This is a genomic window from Rothia sp. SCPM-O-B-18226 (M350), assembly GCF_058213595.1.
This window is the reverse complement of sequence record NZ_JBYQJS010000001.1, coordinates 613,070-632,735: the sequence shown is the minus strand read 5'-3', so window position 1 is coordinate 632,735 and position 19,666 is coordinate 613,070. Positions and strand designations below refer to the sequence as shown.

17 protein-coding genes and 1 pseudogene are annotated in these 19,666 nt (G+C 61.9%); 7 read left to right on the top strand and 11 right to left on the bottom strand.

The genetic code is table 11. The features are described 5' to 3' along the window. Positions 1-48: 48 nt before the first annotated feature. The 5 genes and pseudogenes from typA to AC3E6W_RS02735 form a co-directional block, all read right to left on the bottom strand. Positions 49-1,959 carry a translational GTPase TypA gene (gene typA, locus AC3E6W_RS02755; protein ID WP_049343880.1) on the bottom strand — a complete coding sequence of 637 codons (1,911 nt, stop codon included), beginning with the start codon at positions 1,957-1,959 and terminating at the stop codon, positions 49-51. A 203-nt stretch (positions 1,960-2,162) separates the two neighbouring features. After that, positions 2,163-3,173 (bottom strand): NAD(+) diphosphatase, encoded by a 1,011-nt coding sequence (locus tag AC3E6W_RS02750; protein WP_490652256.1) that lies wholly within the window; start codon positions 3,171-3,173, stop codon positions 2,163-2,165. 127 nt (positions 3,174-3,300) lie between these two features. Continuing rightward, a complete protein-coding gene (locus AC3E6W_RS02745; protein WP_490652255.1) occupies positions 3,301-4,161 on the bottom strand; it encodes an IS3 family transposase in 861 nt (286 codons plus the stop codon). Then, the gene (locus AC3E6W_RS02740; protein WP_490652254.1) at positions 4,161-4,499 is read right to left on the bottom strand and encodes a transposase; all 339 of its coding nucleotides are present in this window, start codon (positions 4,497-4,499) and stop codon (positions 4,161-4,163) included. Before AC3E6W_RS02740 ends, AC3E6W_RS02745 begins: the two co-directional genes overlap by 1 nt. A gap of 321 nt (positions 4,500-4,820) precedes the next feature. Continuing rightward, positions 4,821-5,105 (bottom strand): annotated as a pseudogene (locus AC3E6W_RS02735) (acyltransferase family protein); the annotation flags it as partial. Between the two features lie 301 nt (positions 5,106-5,406). Between AC3E6W_RS02735 and pgi the strand changes: the two are divergent. Beyond that, complete coding sequence (gene pgi, locus AC3E6W_RS02730; RefSeq protein WP_490652253.1) at positions 5,407-7,083, top strand: glucose-6-phosphate isomerase; 1,677 nt, start codon at positions 5,407-5,409, stop codon at positions 7,081-7,083. A 128-nt stretch (positions 7,084-7,211) separates the two neighbouring features. Here the strand turns inward: pgi and AC3E6W_RS02725 are convergent, their stop codons facing one another. From AC3E6W_RS02725 to AC3E6W_RS02715, 3 genes are all read right to left on the bottom strand, one after another. Beyond that, complete coding sequence (locus AC3E6W_RS02725) at positions 7,212-7,898, bottom strand: pyroglutamyl-peptidase I (RefSeq protein WP_490652252.1); 687 nt, start codon at positions 7,896-7,898, stop codon at positions 7,212-7,214. A gap of 6 nt (positions 7,899-7,904) precedes the next feature. Next, positions 7,905-8,495 carry an LOG family protein gene (locus tag AC3E6W_RS02720; RefSeq protein WP_049332063.1) on the bottom strand — a complete coding sequence of 197 codons (591 nt, stop codon included), beginning with the start codon at positions 8,493-8,495 and terminating at the stop codon, positions 7,905-7,907. Between the two features lie 157 nt (positions 8,496-8,652). Next, complete coding sequence (locus AC3E6W_RS02715; protein ID WP_490652251.1) at positions 8,653-9,183, bottom strand: NUDIX hydrolase; 531 nt, start codon at positions 9,181-9,183, stop codon at positions 8,653-8,655. Positions 9,184-9,437: 254 nt separating this feature from the next. On the opposite strand from AC3E6W_RS02715, the gene AC3E6W_RS02710 reads away from it, so the two are divergent. Beyond that, positions 9,438-11,174 carry a hypothetical protein gene (locus AC3E6W_RS02710; RefSeq protein ID WP_490652250.1) on the top strand — a complete coding sequence of 579 codons (1,737 nt, stop codon included), beginning with the start codon at positions 9,438-9,440 and terminating at the stop codon, positions 11,172-11,174. Positions 11,175-11,313: 139 nt separating this feature from the next. Here the strand turns inward: AC3E6W_RS02710 and AC3E6W_RS02705 are convergent, their stop codons facing one another. Beyond that, positions 11,314-12,807: an amino acid permease gene (locus AC3E6W_RS02705; RefSeq protein ID WP_490652249.1), complete on the bottom strand. Its 1,494-nt coding sequence runs from the start codon at positions 12,805-12,807 to the stop codon at positions 11,314-11,316. A 310-nt stretch (positions 12,808-13,117) separates the two neighbouring features. After that, positions 13,118-13,630 (bottom strand): OsmC family protein, encoded by a 513-nt coding sequence (locus AC3E6W_RS02700; RefSeq protein ID WP_490652248.1) that lies wholly within the window; start codon positions 13,628-13,630, stop codon positions 13,118-13,120. 226 nt (positions 13,631-13,856) lie between these two features. On the opposite strand from AC3E6W_RS02700, the gene AC3E6W_RS02695 reads away from it, so the two are divergent. The 3 genes from AC3E6W_RS02695 to AC3E6W_RS02685 all read left to right on the top strand — a co-directional run bounded on the left by AC3E6W_RS02695 (position 13,857) and on the right by AC3E6W_RS02685 (position 16,465). Further along, positions 13,857-14,699 (top strand): AzlC family ABC transporter permease, encoded by an 843-nt coding sequence (locus AC3E6W_RS02695; protein WP_490652247.1) that lies wholly within the window; start codon positions 13,857-13,859, stop codon positions 14,697-14,699. A gap of 453 nt (positions 14,700-15,152) precedes the next feature. Then, entirely contained in the window at positions 15,153-15,488 is a 336-nt protein-coding gene (locus tag AC3E6W_RS02690) for a branched-chain amino acid transporter permease (protein ID WP_049343862.1), read from the top strand. An 8-nt stretch (positions 15,489-15,496) separates the two neighbouring features. Continuing rightward, positions 15,497-16,465, top strand: coding sequence for an AzlC family ABC transporter permease (locus tag AC3E6W_RS02685; RefSeq protein WP_490652246.1), 969 nt, complete (start codon positions 15,497-15,499; stop codon positions 16,463-16,465). Positions 16,466-16,755: 290 nt separating this feature from the next. On the opposite strand, the gene tpx is transcribed toward AC3E6W_RS02685, so the two are convergent. Then, entirely contained in the window at positions 16,756-17,256 is a 501-nt protein-coding gene (gene tpx, locus AC3E6W_RS02680; protein ID WP_070690939.1) for a thiol peroxidase, read from the bottom strand. 174 nt (positions 17,257-17,430) lie between these two features. On the opposite strand from tpx, the gene AC3E6W_RS02675 reads away from it, so the two are divergent. Both AC3E6W_RS02675 and AC3E6W_RS02670 read left to right on the top strand, forming a co-directional pair. Further along, on the top strand, positions 17,431-18,312 hold the full coding sequence (locus tag AC3E6W_RS02675; RefSeq protein ID WP_490652245.1) for a hypothetical protein: 882 nt from the start codon (positions 17,431-17,433) through the stop codon (positions 18,310-18,312). A gap of 159 nt (positions 18,313-18,471) precedes the next feature. Beyond that, positions 18,472-19,242, top strand: coding sequence for an LppP/LprE family lipoprotein (locus tag AC3E6W_RS02670; protein ID WP_083298890.1), 771 nt, complete (start codon positions 18,472-18,474; stop codon positions 19,240-19,242). Positions 19,243-19,666: the final 424 nt, after the last annotated feature.

Genomic DNA, 19,666 nt, shown 5'->3' with positions numbered 1-19,666 from the left:
GGCGGCTCTTCGAAACGCTACGGCCCGATGGTCGTACCGTCAGCGCAATTAGTTGGCGCGGGCGCGGCGGCGGAACTCGCGCACACGCTCGTTGGAGTCAAGGATGACCTTGCGGATACGGATGGCCTCGGGGGTCACCTCAACGCACTCGTCCTCGCGGGCGAATTCGAGGGATTCCTCGAGGGTCAGCTTCTTCGGCGGGGTCAGGTTTTCGAAGTTGTCCGCGGTCGAAGAACGCATGTTGGTCAGCTTCTTTTCCTTGGTGATGTTCACTTCCATGTCGTCGGCACGGGAGTTCATACCCACGATCATACCCTCGTACACCTCGGAGGTGGGCTCCACGAAGAAGGTGCCGCGCTCCTGCAGGTTAATCATCGCGTAGGGGGTCACCACGCCGGCGCGGTCAGCAATCAGCGAACCGTTGGTGCGGTACTCAATCTCGCCGGCCCAGGGCTCGGGATCAATCGAGTACGAGGAGGAAATGCCGGCACCGCGGGTCTCGGTCAGGAACTGGGTGCGGAAGCCAATCAGGCCACGGGCGGGAACGGCGAACTCCATACGGACCCAACCGGTACCGTGGTTTGCCATGTTCTCCATGCGGCCCTTACGAGATGCCATCAGCTGGGTGACGGCGCCCAGGTACTCCTCGGGCACGTCGATGATCATGTGCTCCATGGGCTCGTACACCTTGCCGTCGATGGTCTTGGTGACCACCTGGGGCTTACCCACGGTCAGCTCGAAGCCCTCGCGGCGCATCTGCTCCACAAGGATTGCCAGGGCGAGCTCGCCACGGCCCTGAACCTCCCAGGCGTCCGGACGCTGGGTGGGCAGAACCTTGATGGACACGTTACCGATGAGCTCGCGGTCCAGGCGGTCCTTCACCTGACGCGCGGTGACCTTTGCGCCCTTGACGCGGCCGGCCAGCGGGGAGGTGTTGATACCGATGGTCATGGAGATCGCGGGATCATCCACCTTGATTAGCGGCAGGGGCTTGGGGTTCTCGGCGTCGGTCAGGGTCTCACCGATGGTGATGTCCTCGATACCCGCAACCGCGACAATCTCGCCGGGGCCGGCGGACTCGGCGGGAACGCGGTCCAGCGCCTTGGTGGCCAGCAGCTCGGAGATGCGGACGTTCTTGATCTCGCCGTCGTGGCGTGCCCAGGCGACGGTCTGGCCCTTCTTCAGGGTGCCGTTGAAGATACGGACCAGTGCCAGACGGCCCAGGAACGGGGAGGAGTCCAGGTTGGTCACGTGTGCCTGCAGAACCTCGTTGGGGTCGTAGGTGGGGGCGGGCACGTGCTCGATGATGGTCTTGAACAGCGGCTCGAGGTCGTCGTTGTCGGGCAGCTGGCCGTCGGCGGGCTGGTTCAGGGAGGCGGCGCCGGCCTTACCGGAGGCGTACACGACCGGAACGTTCAGCACGGCGTCCAGGTCCAGGTCGGGGACCTCCTCGGCCAGGTCGGAGGCCAGGCCCAGCAGCAGATCCATGGACTCGCTCACGACCTCGTCGATACGGGAGTCGGGGCGGTCCACCTTGTTGACCACGAGGATCACGGGAAGCTTGGCGGCCAGTGCCTTACGCAGCACGAAGCGGGTCTGGGGCAGCGGGCCCTCGGAGGCGTCCACAAGCAGCACAACGCCGTCAACCATGGACAGGCCGCGTTCCACCTCGCCACCGAAGTCGGCGTGGCCGGGGGTGTCGACCACGTTGATGGTGATGGTCTCGCCGTTAGCAGAGGGGCCGTTGTAGAACACAGTGGTGTTCTTCGCCAGAATGGTAATGCCCTTTTCGCGTTCGAGGTCGCCGGAGTCCATGACTCGGTCTTCAACATCTGCGTGGTCAGAGAAGGCGTGGGTCTGCTGCAGCATCGCGTCGACGATGGTGGTCTTACCGTGGTCAACGTGTGCCACGATGGCCACATTACGAAGGTCGGGGCGCGAAGCGGTGTTTTCAGACATGCGTAAAGTTTCTCGCTTAAATCTAGGGGATAGTCCTGCCAACGGCTGATGCGCTCCGGGCGCGGGGGTGCAGGAGGCAATCCTCAGCTGGAGAAACCTGCCTTGTTCGCTTCTGCCGACTGTACCTTCGGGTGTGAAACTCCGCTGTATGCGGGCACGGCAAAAGGGACCCCCCTCCGTTGGGCTTAGCTACCAGTGTAGCACTAGGGCTTTTCGGCGAGCCAGTCCTCCAGCATACGACGGGCCACGGCGTTGGTGCCGGGCAGCTCAAGCTTGGCGGGGTCGCCCTGCCCGCTATTGCCGCGTTCCTCCGAGATGGCGATCGCCTCGCGCAGCTGCTCGGCGGTAAACCAGCGGGCGGCTCGAATTTCACCGTCGTGGTGAACGATGGGCTCGTTCTCGTCCACGGTCACCCGGTAGCAGATCATGAGCGAGCGCGGGAAGGGCCACACATCGCTCATGCGGTACTCGCTGCGTTCCGCGCGCAGGCCGGTCTCTTCGTAGACCTCGCGGGCGATGGCCTCCTCGAGGTTTTCACCCGGGTCGACGAACCCGGCGATGAGTGCGAAACGGTTGGGGTGCCACTGGCGGTTATTGGCCAGGAGCACGCGCTCGCCGTCGCGGCTCATGACCAGGCCCATGACGGCCGGTTCGATGCGGGGAAAGATCATTTCGCCGGATGCGGTGCGGCGGATTCCCTTGCGGCCGATGGGGGCTTCTTCACCGGTGTAGGCGGAGTACCGCATTTCGATGAGGTAGTCGCGGCGGGCCAGGGCAGCGGCGTAGCGGGCGCGGCCGAGCGGGTCGCGGTGCACCGGGTAGTAGCGGAAGCCGCTGGAGGAGGCCTGCACGGGTCCCTCCTGACTGTTCGGTTCGGCGGCGTTGAGTTCTGCGGCGACGGCCTGAAGCGCGTCGTCCTCGCAGTAGAGGGCGTGCACCTCTGCCGTCGGGGTGCCCGCCGCCGGAGCAGCCGTTGCGGGTGCGTGCTCATCGCGCGCGCCTTCCCTCGCGTTGAACCCGGGGATGAGGTCGGGCTCTAGAACGGGGTTCGGTCGGAGTACGGTGCGGCCCAGCACGGCACCTTCTTCGGCCAGGGTGCGGGGCAGGACGCGCACGTAGTGCACGGTGCCGTCCGGGTTGGTCAGGGTTTCACCTGACCGGGAGACGACGAGGTAGAGGGACTGGTCGGATGCGGTCTGAGCTGATTCATGCATAGTCCCAATGCTACTCCGTCTCGCGGCGCTCCCCCGCCGTCCCGCCCGCTCTGGGAGACCTGCAGCAGAAAGCCCCCTCCACCACGTGAACTGCGCCCCGAAACTTGGACGCTTTAAATAGTAGCCCCTATACGGCTTCCAGCAGGGCCTGATCCCGGTATTCTACCGGGGTCAGGCCCTTAAGCTTTACCTGGCGCCTTGTTGTATTCCAGTGCGTGATATAGGCATCGAGGTCAGCTTTGAATCTCTCAAAGGTTGACCAGTCCTGCCCGCGGAAGAACTCGTCCTTGAGATGTCCGAAGACTTGCTCGGTGGCACCATTGTCGATGCAGTTGCCTTTACGTGACATACTCTGGATGAAACCATTATCAGCAAGCGTTCTGATATAGGTCTCGTGCTGATACTGCCACCCCATATCCGAGTGCAAGATCGGTTCGGCCCCTTCAGGTTTGGCATCCATGAGTACCTGAAGCATCTCTTGCTGCTGGGCAAGATTAGGGCACATCGAGATAGAGTGGGCAACAATCTCCTTGCTGGCAAAGTCATAAACCGGAGCGAGATAGGCCTTACCGAAGGAGAGCTTAAACTCGGTAACATCGGTGCCCAACTTCTGCCAAGGACCATCGGCCGTGAAGTCGCGACCGATGATGTTCTCAAAACTTTGCCCCACGTCCCCCTTGTAGGAGTTGTACCTGCGGTAGGCCCTCTCACGGCGTATACCGCAGCGCAGCCCCATCTGACGCATCATCTTCAAAACCGTCTTATCAGCGATGCGCTCCCCTTCCTCAGCGCGCAGGCACATGGCGACCTGCCTGTGACCGCACCCGTTGGGGGTTCGTGAAAAGATCTGGGCGACCTTGGGCCGCAGATACGCTCTGGTTGGCTGCTGGGGGTGAGCCAGCGCGTAGTAGTAGCTCGACCTGGCAAGACCGGCGGCCTTGAGGAGATCGCACACCGCATGTCCGCGCCCTGAAAGCTCGGCGACCACTAGGGCTTTGTCCCGGTTTGGGAGCGCTTCTGCGCCTTCAGGGCAATCGATTTTTTTAGGTACGCCACCTGTGCCTCGAGCTTGCGCACGCGCTCGGCGAGTTCCTCCTCACGCGTTGGTGGCACCGCCCGCACCGACCCCTTCGGCCTGCCCTTGGGCTTGGGCTTGAGTGCCTGCGCGCCGCCCTCGCGGTACAGCCTGCACCACTGCTTCAACGGTGTCGTGCTTGCAATACCGAAGCGCATCATTGCTTCAGGCTTACTCATCCCACCTTCAACCACAGCCTTCGCTGCGGCAACCTTGGTCTCATAGTCGTATCTGGCCTGCTTTATTCCCATGGCAAGAAACCCGCTCCTCCCGATGACGCGGTACATTTTCTGCCACTCTCTCACAGTCGCGGCGGACACACCAAGCCTGCTGGCGGTCAAACGATAGCCACGTCCCTTCTCAAACATTTGCGCTGCCTGCTCCCGAAGCAAACGGTCATGCCTTGATCTCAGATGCACGGACATGAAAAGCCTCCTGTTTCTTGGACTTTATTTTTGATGTCCAAGAAACGGGAGGCAGTTCAACGCGGGGTGAGGGGGCTTTCTCTAGGGGAACGCGCGTCTCGGTACGCTACCCGGTACTACGACTGGGCGTTACGACCCTGGGGATTCCAGCCGGCGGGTGAACACGTGGGTCCAGTAGTTATTGAGGGGCTTGCCTTCATTACTCTTGCGCATGAAGGAGCGGGAAAGCAGGAATGTGGAGATGAAGAGAAAGAAGTCCACACCGCCGGAAACCTTGCCCACCCAGACGTGGTAAACCACGACGAGGAGCACTGCAAAAGCACGCAGACCCTGGATTTCGGGGCGGAAACCGCGGCTTTCCAGGAAAGACTCGTAAGGAGGGTTCTGGCCGTTTTTGGGCACACGAATCCCCTTGAAGAGGTTAAAAGCCATGTTTGATTGTCCTGAGTGTTGTGTTTGAGAGTTGAGAGCAGTCTCGGCCCCAAAGGTTGTACCGGGCGGAGAGTCTCGTAAGGGCATCTGGGTGCAGGGCGAGGGGAGTGTCATCCTCGGGGTGTTTCTGTGCCCCAGACAAGCCAAACCATTCTTTTCAACCTCTACAGATTACTTATCGAAAATCAACCGGGCTCACAATCGAACTGATCGGGTACCAGTTTTCGATTTTTTCGCTGTATCGTCCCACATCACCCTCGAAAGAGGTGACAGCGGCTCCCGAAAATAAGAGAATGGAAGCATGACTACTTCTATTGACCCCACGACCACTTCTGCCTGGTCGGCTCTGTCCGCTCACCACAAGGCTCTCACTCCCAACCTGCGCGAGTGGTTTGCCGCCGACCCCGCCCGTGCCGAGAAGTTCAGCTTCACCGCTGACGAGCTGCACGTTGACCTCTCCAAGAACCTGATTACCTCCGAGACCGTTGAGCTGCTGCTCAAGCTCGCCGAAGAGGTCAAGCTGGAGCAGGCCCGCGAGGCCATGTTCTCCGGTGAGCACATTAACGTCACCGAGGACCGCGCCGTGCTGCACACCGCCCTGCGCCGCCCCGAGGGCTACTCCCCCGCCCTGACCGTCGACGGCCAGGACGTAGACGCAGACGTGCACGCCGTGCTGAAGAAGATTTACGCCTTCGCCAATCGCGTGCGCAACGGTGAGTGGACCGGCGTGACTGGCAAGCGCATCGAGACCGTCGTGAACATCGGTATCGGTGGCTCCGACCTGGGCCCGGTCATGGTGTACGAGGCTCTCAAGCCCTACGCCGATGCAGGCATCACCGCCCGCTTCATCTCCAATATTGACCCGACCGACGTGGCCGAGAAGGTCTCCGACCTGGACCCCGAGACCACCCTGTTCATCGTCGCATCCAAGACCTTCGGCACCCTGGAGACCCTGACCAACGCACGCGTGGCCCGCGAGTGGCTCATCTCCTCCCTGCGCGAGGCAGGCGCGCTGGACGGTAAGGACGCATCCGAAGCCGTGGCAAAGCACTTCGTGGCTGTCTCCACCGCACTCGACAAGGTTGCAGCCTTCGGCATCGACCCCGAGAACGCTTTCGGCTTCTGGGACTGGGTTGGCGGCCGCTACTCCGTGGACTCCGCCATCGGCACCTCCCTGGCTATCGTGCTGGGCCCGAAGGTCTTCGCTGACTTCCTCGCTGGCTTCCACGCTATGGATGAGCACTTCCGCACCGCTCCCTTCGAGAAGAACGTCCCCGTTCTGATGGGTCTGCTGAACATCTGGAACGTGAACTTCCTGGGTGCAGAGACCCACGCAGTTCTGCCCTACGACCAGTACCTGCACCGCTTCCCCGCATACCTGCAGCAGCTGACCATGGAGTCCAACGGCAAGTCCGTTCGCGCAGACGGCTCCTTCGTCAACTACGCAACCGGTGAAGTGTTCTGGGGCGAGCCCGGCACCAACGGCCAGCACGCCTTCTACCAGCTGATTCACCAGGGCACCCGCCTGATTCCCGCGGACTTCCTGGCATTCGCTAACCCGGTTCACCCGACCAAGGACGGCGAGCAGGACGTTCACGAGCTGTTCCTGGCTAACTTCTTCGCACAGTCTCAGGCTCTGGCGTTCGGCAAGACCGAGGAAGAGGTTCGCGCAGAGGGCACCGCGGAGCACGTGGTCAACGCACGTATCTTCAGCGGTAACCGCCCCTCCACCTCCATCATGGCACCGCGCCTGACCCCGCGCGTTCTGGGCTCCCTGATTGCCCTGTACGAGCACATCACCTTCGTTCAGGGTGTTGTTTGGGGCATCGATTCCTTCGACCAGTGGGGTGTTGAGCTGGGCAAGAAGCTGGCCCTGGACCTGGTTCCCGCTATTGAGGGTGACCGTGAGGTTCTGGAGCGTCAGGATTCTTCGACCGCCTCGCTGATTGACTACTACCTGAAGAACCGCACCAAGTAGTAGCTCAAACATAGCCCCGAGGGTTTTATGGCCCGCGGGTATAGGATGCACAAACCGCCGGATAGGCTCCCAGTTAGGGAGGCTATCCGGCGGTTTTGTTATACGGGTTTTTGCTATATACCGTGCTGCTAGTTCACGGCTGGCAGGGTGTCGGAGGCGACCTCGGCAATAATGCGCACCACGGTGGATTCGGGCAGCTGCGGGATGCCCTGCTCGTCGCGAACCACGCCACCGGCGTCGCGGTGGGCGGTCATGCCGGTGTCTTCGGTGGTTTCTTCACCATCAGCACAGATTGCGGGCACGTGCACAAATCCAGCGGGGATGCTCAGCCCCAACTCGCGGCTGATGCGCTGGCCCTCGTAGAACACGTGGTTGCACACGTAGGTTCCGGCGGTGTACGAGATCTCGACTGGCTCCCCCGCCGCACGCAGACGCTCAAAGCTGGCGCGCACCGGCAGGGAGGAGAAGTACGCCTCCCGGCCGTCCGGAACAATCGGCTCGTCGCAGCGTCGGTCGCCGTCGTTATCCTCAATGCCCGCGGAGTCCAGATTGATAGCTACCTGCTCGAGGCTCACCACATCGCGGCCGACCGCTACGCCCAGGCTGATGAGCGCATCGGGCTGCACCTCCTGCAGGGCGGCGCGCAGTGCGGCGCTGGATCCGTCGTAGCTGACGGGCAGCTCGCGGGTGATGACGTTCAAATCCGGGCGCATCCGGGTCAGCAGACACTGAGCACCTTCGGCGAGCGCTACGGTGGGGTTCACGGGCACGCCGGGGAACGGTCCGAAGTAGGTCAGTAGCAGGGTATTGGCCATGGCAGTTTAGCTTTCTGCGTTGGTCTTTGTGGCGGCGCGGCGCTCTAGGTCCTTGGCGAGTGCATCCAGCAGCTCCTCGGGAGTGGTCGCGATAATGAGTTCGTCCAGGTAGCGCTCGTTCAGCAGGCCGGTGGAGGCCATGTAGTGCATCGCGTCGATGAGCTTATCCCAGTAGCCGCTCACGTTCAGCAGCGCAACCGGCTTGGAGTGGATGTCGAGGAACTGCCAGCTGAACACCTCGAAGAACTCTTCCAGGGTGCCGGGGCCGCCGGGCATGGCGACGAAAGCGTCGGCCTTCTCAATCATGGCGATCTTGCGCTGGTGCATGGTGTCCACAATGTCGAGGGTGGTCTGGCCGGGGTAGACGCCCTCCAGACCGACCAGCTTGTGGGTCACCACGCCGTAAACCACGCCGCCGGCGTCCAGGGTTGCGCCCGCGACGGTGCCCATGAGGCCGGTGCGGCCGCCTCCGTACACCACGCCAATATTGTTCCGGGCGCAGAGGGTTCCGAGCTCGCGGGCGCGCTCGGTGAAGAGCGGGTCGTTGCCGGAGCGTGCGCCGCAGTAGACGGCGAGGTTGTAGTCAGTCTTCTTCATGGTTCTCCTTGGGTTGTGCAGCGGGTGCGCGGCGTTGCGCCCCGCCTTCTATGGGTTGTCTGTTGTTGAGGGTACCGGACGTACCTGTGTACCTCATGTGTGCAGGGTAGCCCTGTGGATAAAACGGGGGCTCTAGGCCGCCGGGTCCACCGATACGCTAGCCCCGCGGAACCGGAGTGGCCGCCAGCAGCGGGAAAATCTGCTCGGTATTCAGCGGTGCCTGCGCGGCGATATCTGAAGGGCGGGCCATGGCGGGATCGACCCAGCGCAGCTCGGTAATTTCGGCCTGCGGCACCAGCGTAGCCAGCTGCTCGTACTGCTCGTCGGTGGGGGCGTACTCGAAGGTTTCGGCGCGCACCGTAAAGCCGGACTCGTTGAGCGCGGCGGCCTCCAGGGTGCCGAGGTAGCGCATCCGGACGGGGTCGGGGGTCAGGCCGATTTCTTCGCTCACCTCGCGGCAGGCGGTCTGCACGGGGCTCTCCCCCAGCTCGGGTTTGCCCCCGGGCATCATAAACCCGCCGCTACTCTTCTTGCGTACGGTGAGTACGAGCCCGTCCCGGTTGCGGATTGCTACAGCGCACACGTTCACGACGCGGTGCACGCTGTCGATGGCGCTGTGCTCAGTAGCGCTGTGCTCGGTGGGTTGGGCTGCTTCTACTCGGTTCTGCGGGTTCATCTGCGTAGGCATCTTTCTACCCTAGCATTTCCGTATCCTCCACCCGGCACTGTGCGTGTTTGTCTTATCCATCCGCCCTATTGTGCGCCCTGCAGGCGTTGGTTTTACGTAATATTTCGGCGAGTTATCTTATGTCCGGTTCATGCGTTTAGATGCGTGTTACGGTGTAATTAACCGCGATGTCGCGGTACCGTATACGCACTCGACTTGGCGCGATACAGGAAGAGTGCGGATCACTCAATCACCCATGTAGAAGGAACTTCATGATGGCTAACTCTTCTCGTGCCCGCCGCTACGGTAGCGCCGGCGCTTCTGTTCTTCTTGCCGCATCCTTGAGCCTGGGCGCTCTGCCTTCTGTTGCGGCAGCTAATACCCCGAATCCGGATAACCCGCCGGTTATTACGGTCTACAACTACAAGGTTGAGACCAATACCCGTCAGCTGAAGACCGCCCTGCGTCTGAACAAGATTACGTTCAAAGCGACGAAGCTGCCCGCGAAAACTACCGCTTTCGCCCCGGCATTGCACGAGGCAAACCATAGGGGTTTCCCGTTTCTGAACCCGATTCAGACGGTGCACGTTGCGGGCCCGTTCAAGGACGGTACGGCGACTGCGACCCATTACGTTCCCGGTAGCCTGATTGACCCGGCGAAGAACTACAGCTTCGTCGCTAATATCATCGTTGATGGTTACGGTGGCGGCCAGGTTCTGCGCATGGACGTTGTAAAGGATAGCGCCGCGCCGGTTCTGCACGTGGATTCGCCGCGCCTGAACACCAAGGGTGAGACTGTGTTGAAGGTGCGCGGTACCGGCTACACCGGTGAGGCGACCCCGCACGGTGTGCGCGTGGTGGTGTCTGATACGAGCGTGTGGGTTCCCGGTCGTTTTCCTCAGACGGGTATGCGCTTCGTGGCTGAGGTGACCGTACCTGCTTCGCAGATTCACAACGGTGCTTTTGAGACGGAGGTGAAGGTCCCGGCGGATGTTGCGGCGACGCTGAATACCTCTCACAAGTACATTGCGGGCACTATGGCAGCTGGCGTTCAGGGTGCTGAGTACGGCTCGTTTGATGCTCAGAAGCCTCTTGAGCTTTTCGCGCAGGAGCCTGTGGTGTCTGCGGTTCCGACTTATGCTCCGACGGTGGCGCCCCTGCCGGAAGCAACCATCGGTGTAAACCCCACTGACGCACCCACCGTAGCACCCCTGCCCGAGGCAACCATCGGTGTAAACCCGACCGATGCACCCACCGTAGCACCCCTGCCCGAGGCAACCATCGGTGTAAACCCGACCGATGCACCCACCGTAGCACCCCTGCCCGAGGCAACCGTGGGCGTGAACCCGACCGACGCACCCACCGTAGCACCCCTGCCCGAGGCAACCATCGGCGTGAACCCGACCGACGCACCGACCGTGGCGCCCCTGCCGGAAGCAACCGTGGGCGTGAACCCCACTGACGCACCGACCGTGGCGCCCCTGCCCGAGGCAACCATCGGTGTAAACCCCACTGACGCACCCACCGTAGCACCCCTGCCCGAAGCAACCGTCGGCGTGAACCCGACCGACGCGCCGACCGTAGCGCCCCTGCCGGAAGCAACCATTGGTGTAAACCCGACGGACGCGCCCACCGTGGCGCCCCTGCCGGAAGCAACCGTGGGTGTAAACCCCACTGACGCACCGACGGTTCCTGCACTGCCGGAAGCACCGGTTGCCGATAAGACCCCCAACGCTGACAAGCTGGAGGACGCAACCGTGGCGCATCCCAAGAGTAAGCCAGCTCAGGAGGCTCCGGTGACCGCCGCCCGCTCGGCTATGGACACTCCGGCTAAGGACGGCCCGGCAAAGGACAGCCCCGCTAAGGATCATCTGGCTCAGGAGAGCAGCCCCAAGAAGGCTACCCTGGCGAACACCGGCGCATCCAGCGTTGGTGTGATTGTTGGCATTGGCGTTGTCGCGATTTGTGCGGGTCTGGGTTTGAGCGTTCTGCGCTCGCGCCGCCACTCCTAAGAGCTGCAGGGCTTACAGCCTAGCTCTCCCGTGCGGAATAAACTGCGGATAGCAAAGAGCCGCCGGCTCCCCTCGGTCAGGGGGAACCGGCGGCTCTTCACGTATCAGCTCATTCAATCAGCTGACGCAATCGTTCGCGTTACTTCGAAGCCTTAACCTCGAGGCCGCTCACGTCCATTTCTTCCAGCGGAATCAGGCGGTCACGGGTCACGATGCGGTGGCCCAGCCACACGGCCACCACGACGGGCAGGCCAATGTAAGAGCTCAGAACGCCAAACCAGTCGCCACTGATGATGGCCTCGTAGTTCTGGCCGCCAATCACGACCAGGCACATGAGGAACGCAATGATCGGGCCCACGGGGAAGAACGGCGCCACGTACGGCAGCTCCTTGAGGCTGTGGCCCTGCTTCAGGTAGGCGCGGCGGAAGCGGTAGTGCGCCACGGCGATGCCCACCCAGGTGATGAAGCCCGCCAGACCCGACACGTTCACGAGCCACAGGTACGCACCATCCGGCGAGAGCAGCGCGGCGATGAAGCCGACCGCGCCGATAGCTGCGGTAGCCAGCAGTGCGTTCATGGGCACGCCGCCGGAGTTGATGCGGGTGAAGATCTTCGGTGCTTTGCCCTCCTGCGCCAGGGAAAAGAGCATACGAGCCGAGACGTACAGGCCAGAGTTACCCGCCGAAAGCACGGCGGAGAGAATCACGGCGTTCATTACGGCCGCCGCGAAGGCGATGCCTGCGCGCTCAAAGATGAGGGTGAACGGGGAGATGTTCACGTTGCCGTCCGCTGCGGTTAGCAGGTTCGGGTCGGTGTAGGGAATCAGGAAGCCGATGACGACCATCGCACCGATGTAGAAGAGCATGATGCGCCAGAACACGCTGGTGAGCGCGCGGGGCACGTCGCGGCGGGGGTTCTTGGACTCGCCCGCTGCCACACCGATCATCTCGGTGCCCTGGAAGGAGAAGCCTGCCACCATGAAGATGGCCAGGACGGCGGGGGCACCGCCCACGAAGGGTGCCTCGCCCACGGTCCAGTTGGAAACGCCCGGGGAGCTACCGCCCAGGATGCCGAAGATCATGGCGATACCGGCGATGAGGAAGACGACCACGGTGACGACCTTGACGGTGGCGAGCCAGAACTCGCTCTCACCGTAGGAGCGTGCCGAGAGGGCGTTGATGCCGGTCAGTAGCACGAGGAATCCTGCCGCCCACACCCAGGAGGGCACGTCCGGCAACCAGTACCTCATCACCTCACCGACCGCGACGAGCTCGGCGGCCACGGTAATCGCCCAGTTGAACCAGTAGTTCCAGCCCATGGCGAAGCCGAAGGACGGGGACACGTAGCGCGCGGCGTAGGTCTGGAAGGCGCCGGGCACGGGCAGGTGCGCGGCCATCTCGCCGAGGGACTGCATAAGGAAGAGCACCATGACGCCGATGAGGGCGTAGGCGAGGATTGCGCCACCGGGGCCCGCGGTGGAGATGGTCTTACCGGAGGCGACGAAGAGGCCGGTGCCGATTGCGCCGCCGATTGCGATCATCTGCATGTGTCGGGCGGAGAGGCCTCGCTTCAGTTCACCCTCTGCGGGGGTGGCTTCCGATGCAGTGCCGGAAGTCTCTGTAGGCTGTGCCATGTCAGGTCTTCTTTCTGAGGCTATTGCTTCGTGCGTTTGCTAGGGGGATTGTGTGCTGTCCAGTCTGTCCCTGCCGTCGATGCGGCTGCCGAAGGTTTGTGCCTGGGTCAAGAAATTCTTCAATCTTAAGGATTTCTTACGTACCGTAAGTTTTCCTAATCTGAGGGTCAATCCTACCCGCTTTCCGGGCTCTTTTCCACCCCAAACCCACAAAAACACAGAAAAACCCTCCCGAGCCGCTCCATCACGAGTGGCACGGGAGGGCCTCAAGTCAGGCTATCTCTCCGGGCGTTTAGTCCGTCTAGCCTTTCTAGTTCGCCAGATTGTGGAACGAAACCTTCGTGGGGTGCTCCACGGTGCGGGAGACGGTGCAGTCCTTCTGCTCGCTGAGCTGAATCAGGCGGTCCACCATCTTCTGCGCCTTAGCGCCCTGCTCATCCTCGGGGAAACGCACATCAAAGTCCACCTCAACGTCGTCGAGGCGCACCGCGCCGTCCTCGGTCTGCTTCAGCGCCGAGGCGAGCACCTCGAATACCTCGGGGGTGGAGCGGCGGGAGGTGCCGGCGTCCACATCCACGGAGGAGCAGCCGGCGATCGCGGCGAGCAGCAGCTCGACGGGAGTCAGCAGGCCCTCGCCCACACCGAAGTCGAGGGTTGCGCCGTTGGCACCGTGGGCACGGTAGCGCAGGCGGTCGATGCGCTCGATCTTGGTCTGGCGGTAGTTGTCGAGTTCGCGGCGTTCCTGCTGGCGCGAGTACACCTTCTTCTGCTCTTCTGCAGTCTGCACGGTGTTGCTCTGCTCAGCGTTGTTCTGCTCGGTCATTGAGGTTCCTTTCGGGTTGTCTGCGCGGGCGCTAGGTTATTCAGCACCGCGTTGTTTAGCGTCATTCACTATAAGCGTGTTTCTCATTATTTTATTCCCGGACTCTTTTTCTCGTCGGTCAACCGCTTGCTCCTATACACTGGAAAGCCGCGGCGGGCGTTATCTTTGCCCGTCTGCAGGCAGACGAGGCATTTCGTAGAACGTAACGCATACGAGGAACCCACTTATGGCACAGACTCCCAAGCTTCGGGGCGCTCAGCGTCAGGGCACTCGATTTAAGGGCGCAGGCTCGCAGCATGATTTCCGCTTGGCTGTTGCGGATTCTTCCGTGGTGATGCTCGGTATCGCTGTGCTGGGTTTGGGTTTGGGCATTATCCTCAACGCTCACGGCCTGCCGATCTGGACGGCGCCGCTGCTATCCGCGGTGGTTTTTGCCGGTTCGGTGGAGTTCCTCATGGTGGGCATGATCAGCGGTGGCGCGTCGGTTGCCTCGATTGCTTTGACCGTGTTCCTCGTGAATGCTCGCCACCTGGTGTACGGTCTTTCCTACCCGTTACACAGCGTGAAGGGCTTCTGGGCCAAGGCCCTTGCCATCCACACTCTCTGCGATGAGGCGTTTGCTCTCAACTCCGGTCCTGATCGCAATGAGCGTTCCGGCGCCCGCATCCTGTGGGTTAACACGCTGATTTACGTGTCGTGGATTCTGAGCGTGGTGCTCGGATACGTACTCGGCGCGAGCCTCCTCAGCAGTCTGAAGGGCGTGGATTTCGTGATGGTGGCTATCTTCACGGTTCTCGCCATGGACGGCTACCGCGCTAACCCGGATCGCGTGACGGCGCTCTTCGTTGCGATTTCGGCCGCGATTGCGCTGATTTTTGCGCCTTCGTCGTTCCTGGTGGTGGCATTGGGTTCGTACGTGGTGTTGCTGTTGGCGCGCTTCCCGGTGGCGAAGCGCCGCGGCACCCTGCCTGCCCACTCGGAGCAGAAGACAAGCGAAGTAACGGGGTCCGCTTCCGAGGATAATGGGGGTTCCGCCGGGGTGTTACGCGGCGGCTCAGAAAACCGTTAATATAAAAAGTGCGAGCCGCCTATTCGGCCCGCCCTTCTCTTTCCTGTTTCACGCGGAACCGGCCGCGATTCGCCCTTCCCGGCGCCATCTCGTGAGCCGCCGCCCACAGATTTGAGGTACCACATGCAGATGAAAGATACCGCTAAGGAAACCAGCGACGCAGAACGCTGTGCCGCCCCGGAGTAACACCGCACCGGGAGCGGCATCACCCGAGGTCACGCACGAGAACTACTGCCGCGCGCAACTACCCGCGCCGAAAACTAGTCTCATGCGGGAGGAACGTCCCTCCGCCTCGTTGTTCGCGGCTTTCATCTATTCACGTACCTATCGCACTACTCCCCCGTTTCCTCGGGCAGACCCGGCTCTCGGCGGTTGCTTTGAAGACTTTAACCGTTCGACCGTGTGTCTTTCGCCTCCGGGGTTTTCTGAGTGGTGCAGAAAGAGACAATCATCATGAACGGCGAAGTTACTGCCGGATATATTTTGACTGCGGTGTTCGTTGCTGCAGGTATTACTTTTATGCTGCGTCTTCTACCTTTCGGTTTGAAGAAGGCGCTCGCCGGCTCCGAGCTGCTCGATGCACTTAGCCATTGGATTCCGCTCGGCGCAGTCGCGCTACTTGCTATCTATGCGGTGGCGAAGATTGATTACTCCTCGTTCACCACGGCGGCACCGTACCTGGCGGGCCTGGTTGTGACTGTGGGTGTGCACCTGTGGCGTAAGAATATGGTGCTGAGCATGGTGGCGGGTACCGTCACCTGTGTTGTGCTGGCTAACTGGGTTTTCTAGGGGGCGTCATGACTTCATCTCAGGATTCTCAGCGTCACCCGGCGGATGCCTCCGCCCCCATCGTCGAGTCGGTCCACCGCACCGCGCCCGACCGTAGCGCGCAGCAACAGACGAGCCAGCAGCGGGCGGAACCCCGCCAGGCAAGCCCGGAGCAGGTGGATCAGGTGATCGCCTCCGCCCTTCCGCTGACCGGCGTTATTCCCGTGGTCGAGGCACCCAAGGACTCTTCGGACTCCCAGCAGCCGCGCGTGAGCGGTTTTGCCGAGGCGATGCGCACCGCCGGCGTGGTCATGGCGGGCCTGTTCTTCGTGGGTATCGGCCTGGGCGTGGTGATTCACAGCTACGGCTTCCCGATGTGGCTGGCGGTCGTCCTGCCGGGCATTGTCTTCGCCGGTTCTGTGGAGTTTGTGCTGCTGGACATGATGTCTCTGCACGCTTCGCTGGTGTCGATTGCGCTCATGACTCTGCTCGTGAATTCGCGTCACCTCATGTACGGCCTTTCCTACCCGATTGAGCGTGTGCGCCATCCTCTCGCGAAGTTCTACAGCGTGTACACGCTCACCGACGAGGCGTACGTCCTCAATAGCGGCCCCGACCGCCACACGCTGCGCGGCTCCCGCATCCTGTGGATTCACGCTGGCATGCAGGTGTCCGTCATCTGCGGTACTCTGCTGGGCTACGTGCTGGGCGTCAGCTTCCTGAGCGAGCTGAAGGGTCTGGGTTTTGTGATGACTGCGCTCTTCGCGATCCTGACCGTGGATGCGTACCGCGAATCGAAGGACCGTCTGACCGCCGTCATCGCGCTGGTGGCCGCGGCCGCGGGCCTGCTGATCGCCCCGCAGTCCATGCTTGTGGTGTCCATGGTCGTCTACCTAAGCCTGCTGGTGGTTCGCTACGCGGTGCAAAAGCGTCGCGGTACCCTGCCGGAGCATATGCTCGTGGCCGACCACGACGGCGGCTCCGAGCAGACGCGCTAGGTACCGGGGGGGCATACCGGCCCTTCGCACTCTGCCTAATGCATCGTTAAAACGCTCCGCCCACCCGTGATATCGGGTGGGCGGAGCGTAATGCTGTCGCCAGCCGCATGTGTGGGGTGAGACCGTACTCGTGCGGTGTAGCGTTCGTATCTGTTGTGTCGTGCACCGCGCGAGAGAAATAATCGCGCGGCGGTTATCACTATTTTAAAGCACCCCGGGCGCAAACCAGGGGTATGCGCGCCGGGGCGTTGAGAATCAATTGCTCATTCGCGAGGCGAACGAGACGGAAACTACTTGATGGCGGCGAGTGCTGCCTCGTAGTTGGGCTCGTTGGTGGTTTCGGGAACCAGCTCGGTGTAGACAACCTTACCGTCGGGGTTCACGACGACCACGGAGCGTGCCAGCAGACCAGCCAGGGGGCCGTCCACGAGCTTCACGCCGAAGTCCTCACCGAAGGAGGAGCGGAAAGCGGAGGAGGTCACGACGTTCTCAATGCCCTCGGCTGCGCAGAAGCGGCCGATTGCGAAGGGCAGGTCGTTGGAGACGCACAGCACGACGGTGTTCTCCAGGCCTGCAGCCTGCTTGTTGAAGGTGCGGACGCTGTTTGCGCAAACACCGGTGTCGACGGAGGGGAAGATGTTCAGCACCAGGTTCTTACCTGCGAAATCTGCGGAGGAAATCTCGGAGAGATCAGCCGCGAGAACCGAGAATTCGGGCAGCTTTGCGCCGACTGCGGGCAGGTCGCCGTTGGTGTGGATTACGAGTTCATTCTGTAGAGTTACTTCAGCCATGCCTTCATTGTCCCTTGGATGCGGCGGGTGTGCAAGGGGATGCGGGCTCTAGTGGGTGGAGTTTCCGCATAGCTGATTTTCTGCGGTGCCGCTTCGCCTCAGCGGCACCTCTACAATGGGCAGGTGAGCATTTTGAGGCACGTATCTTCCCGCCTTGCGCCGCTGGCGCACCCCGTGACGAATTTCAGGGCCCTCCGCCGGGACCTGCGCCGTCAGCGGGTGGAGGGTCGCGCCCTCGTTGATCCGCAGAATACGTACCGTCCGAGTGTGCGCGCTGAGCTGCGCCGCATGTTCACTCGCCCTTTCCCTGTGGAGACGCAGACGCTCCTGTGTAACGCCCTGCTGGCGGCGATCTGCTGGTATCTGCTCCCGGAAGCGTGGCGTTCGTGGCTGTTTAGCGAGTTTAAGGGCCCGGCTGGTTTTGCGCTGGTGATGGTCGGCTGGATGGTTGCGGACGTCACCTCAACGAACCTGATGGGCCACGATGAGGAGCATGCACTGCGTGCGTTGCGCAGTAGCGACCCGCACGCCCTGCACCTATTCGTGCGTACGAAGGCTATTGCAATCGGTCTGATCACGGGTGTTTCCGGTACCCTGCTGGCGCTGATTCTGCACAGTCAGGACGAGAACCTGACTCCCACGCTCATGATGTCCCTGTCGTTCTTTGTGGTGCCGGCTATTGTGGTGTCCCTGGGCTCGATTCTGGGCGTGATGTATCCGTACCGTCTGCGCGGCTGGCAGTTCCGCTGGGCGCATCGCAAGAACCTGCGGATGAGTGCCCGCTGGGTTCTGCTCTGTTTCGGGCCGGGCTGGGTGCTGGGTACGGTGCTGATGTCGCTGATGTTCCCGTCGATTTTCCTGTCGGATGCGCTCGCGCGCCTTCTCAACCCCGGCGTGGATCCTCGCGATGTTGCGTTCCGGCCGCTGCTGTTTTCGCTGACTTTGTGGGCGCAGGGCGCGATTAGCCTGTGGGTTTTTCCGCGGATTACGGCGCGTATTGCGACGGCGAGGCGCGCCTGGCTGGTGCACTACCTGACCGACGATAAGGTCTGCTAACCGGTTTTCTGCCGTCTACCGGCAATGGAAAAAGGCTACGGTAATGAACGGTGCTGACGCCCCGCACCACGTCAATGCGTCTTTTTCTCTATACTGGACGAGTTCACTGTTCACATACATCAGCTTGCGATGCGCCGCCGCATCGCGCGAGGAGTCCCCATGCGTTTGACCCGCTCCGCTCTATCCCTGCCCGCCCTGGGCGCGGCCGTGGCCCTGGCCGTCTCGTCCTGCTCGGCAAGCACCGATTCGGCGCTTTCCGGTACCGTTGTGTCTTCGTCCGCCTCGGCGAGCGCATCCGCTTCGGCTTCGCCGAGCTCCTCCTCGAGCGCCGCCTCGGCTATCTTCCCCACGGCTTCGGCGAGCCCTTCCGCTTCCGCTTCTGCCTCTGCCTCTGCGTCTTCGCCCGCCCCGGCTCCGTCGGTGGTAACGATTACGGTAAACCCCGAGCCGAGCGTTACGACCGTTCCCGCGAAGTCTGACTCCTCGGGCGATAAGAAGAGCTCCAGCTGTTCCAACGTATCGGCTTCGTCCACGGTCTCGAAGGCTCTGAGCGATATGAAGAACAAGAGCAAGTGGAACCAGTGGACGAACGTTTCCCGCACGTACGAGGGTTTTGATCCCTGCGCCGAGCTGTCCTGGATTGACGCGATTCCGGGCTCCTCCCCGGACGAGTGCTGCATCTCCTCGATGGCCCATCACATCCTGCTCTTCCACTACGGCAAGTTTATTGGTACGGCAACCTACGAGCCCTACTCGTTCTCGCCCTCCATTACCCGTACCTCCGATAATTCGATTAGCGTGACCTACCGCTATATGAAGGACGATGAGAGCCCCGCCAACGCGAGCGGCCGCACGACGGCTACGTTCACGTGGAGCTCTTCGCAGAATAAGGTCGTGATGAGCGGCGAGGTTCCGCCCAGCGGCGAGTAGGTTCACCGCTCCGTCCGTAAATTCTGCGGATACGACGAAGCCCGCCCCTCGAATGTTTCGAGGGGCGGGCTTCTTATGCTTAGGATTATTACGCCCTGCGGGGCGAGATACCTTAGGCTGCCTTCCTCTTGTAGATGAAGAATGCGGCGCCTGCGAGTGCTGCGATGAACAGAATCTTCTTCATGGGGTTACTCCTTTGATTTTTGGTATGGTGCACCCGGTCCGTCCTGATCGGCGTCGGCTCGTGGGGAGCCGCTCGTCGGTCGGTACCGCACGCGGTGCCATGCTTCACATCATACCCTGTTTGACGGGTCTTTTCCTCTTGAGCGGTCGGATTTGGACCTCGCCCGGTTGCGGTGGCTTCTGTGCTTCCCCTGCTGGCGACAGATATTTTCGGGACTCGCCGCGCGGGTTCGCGGCTTCC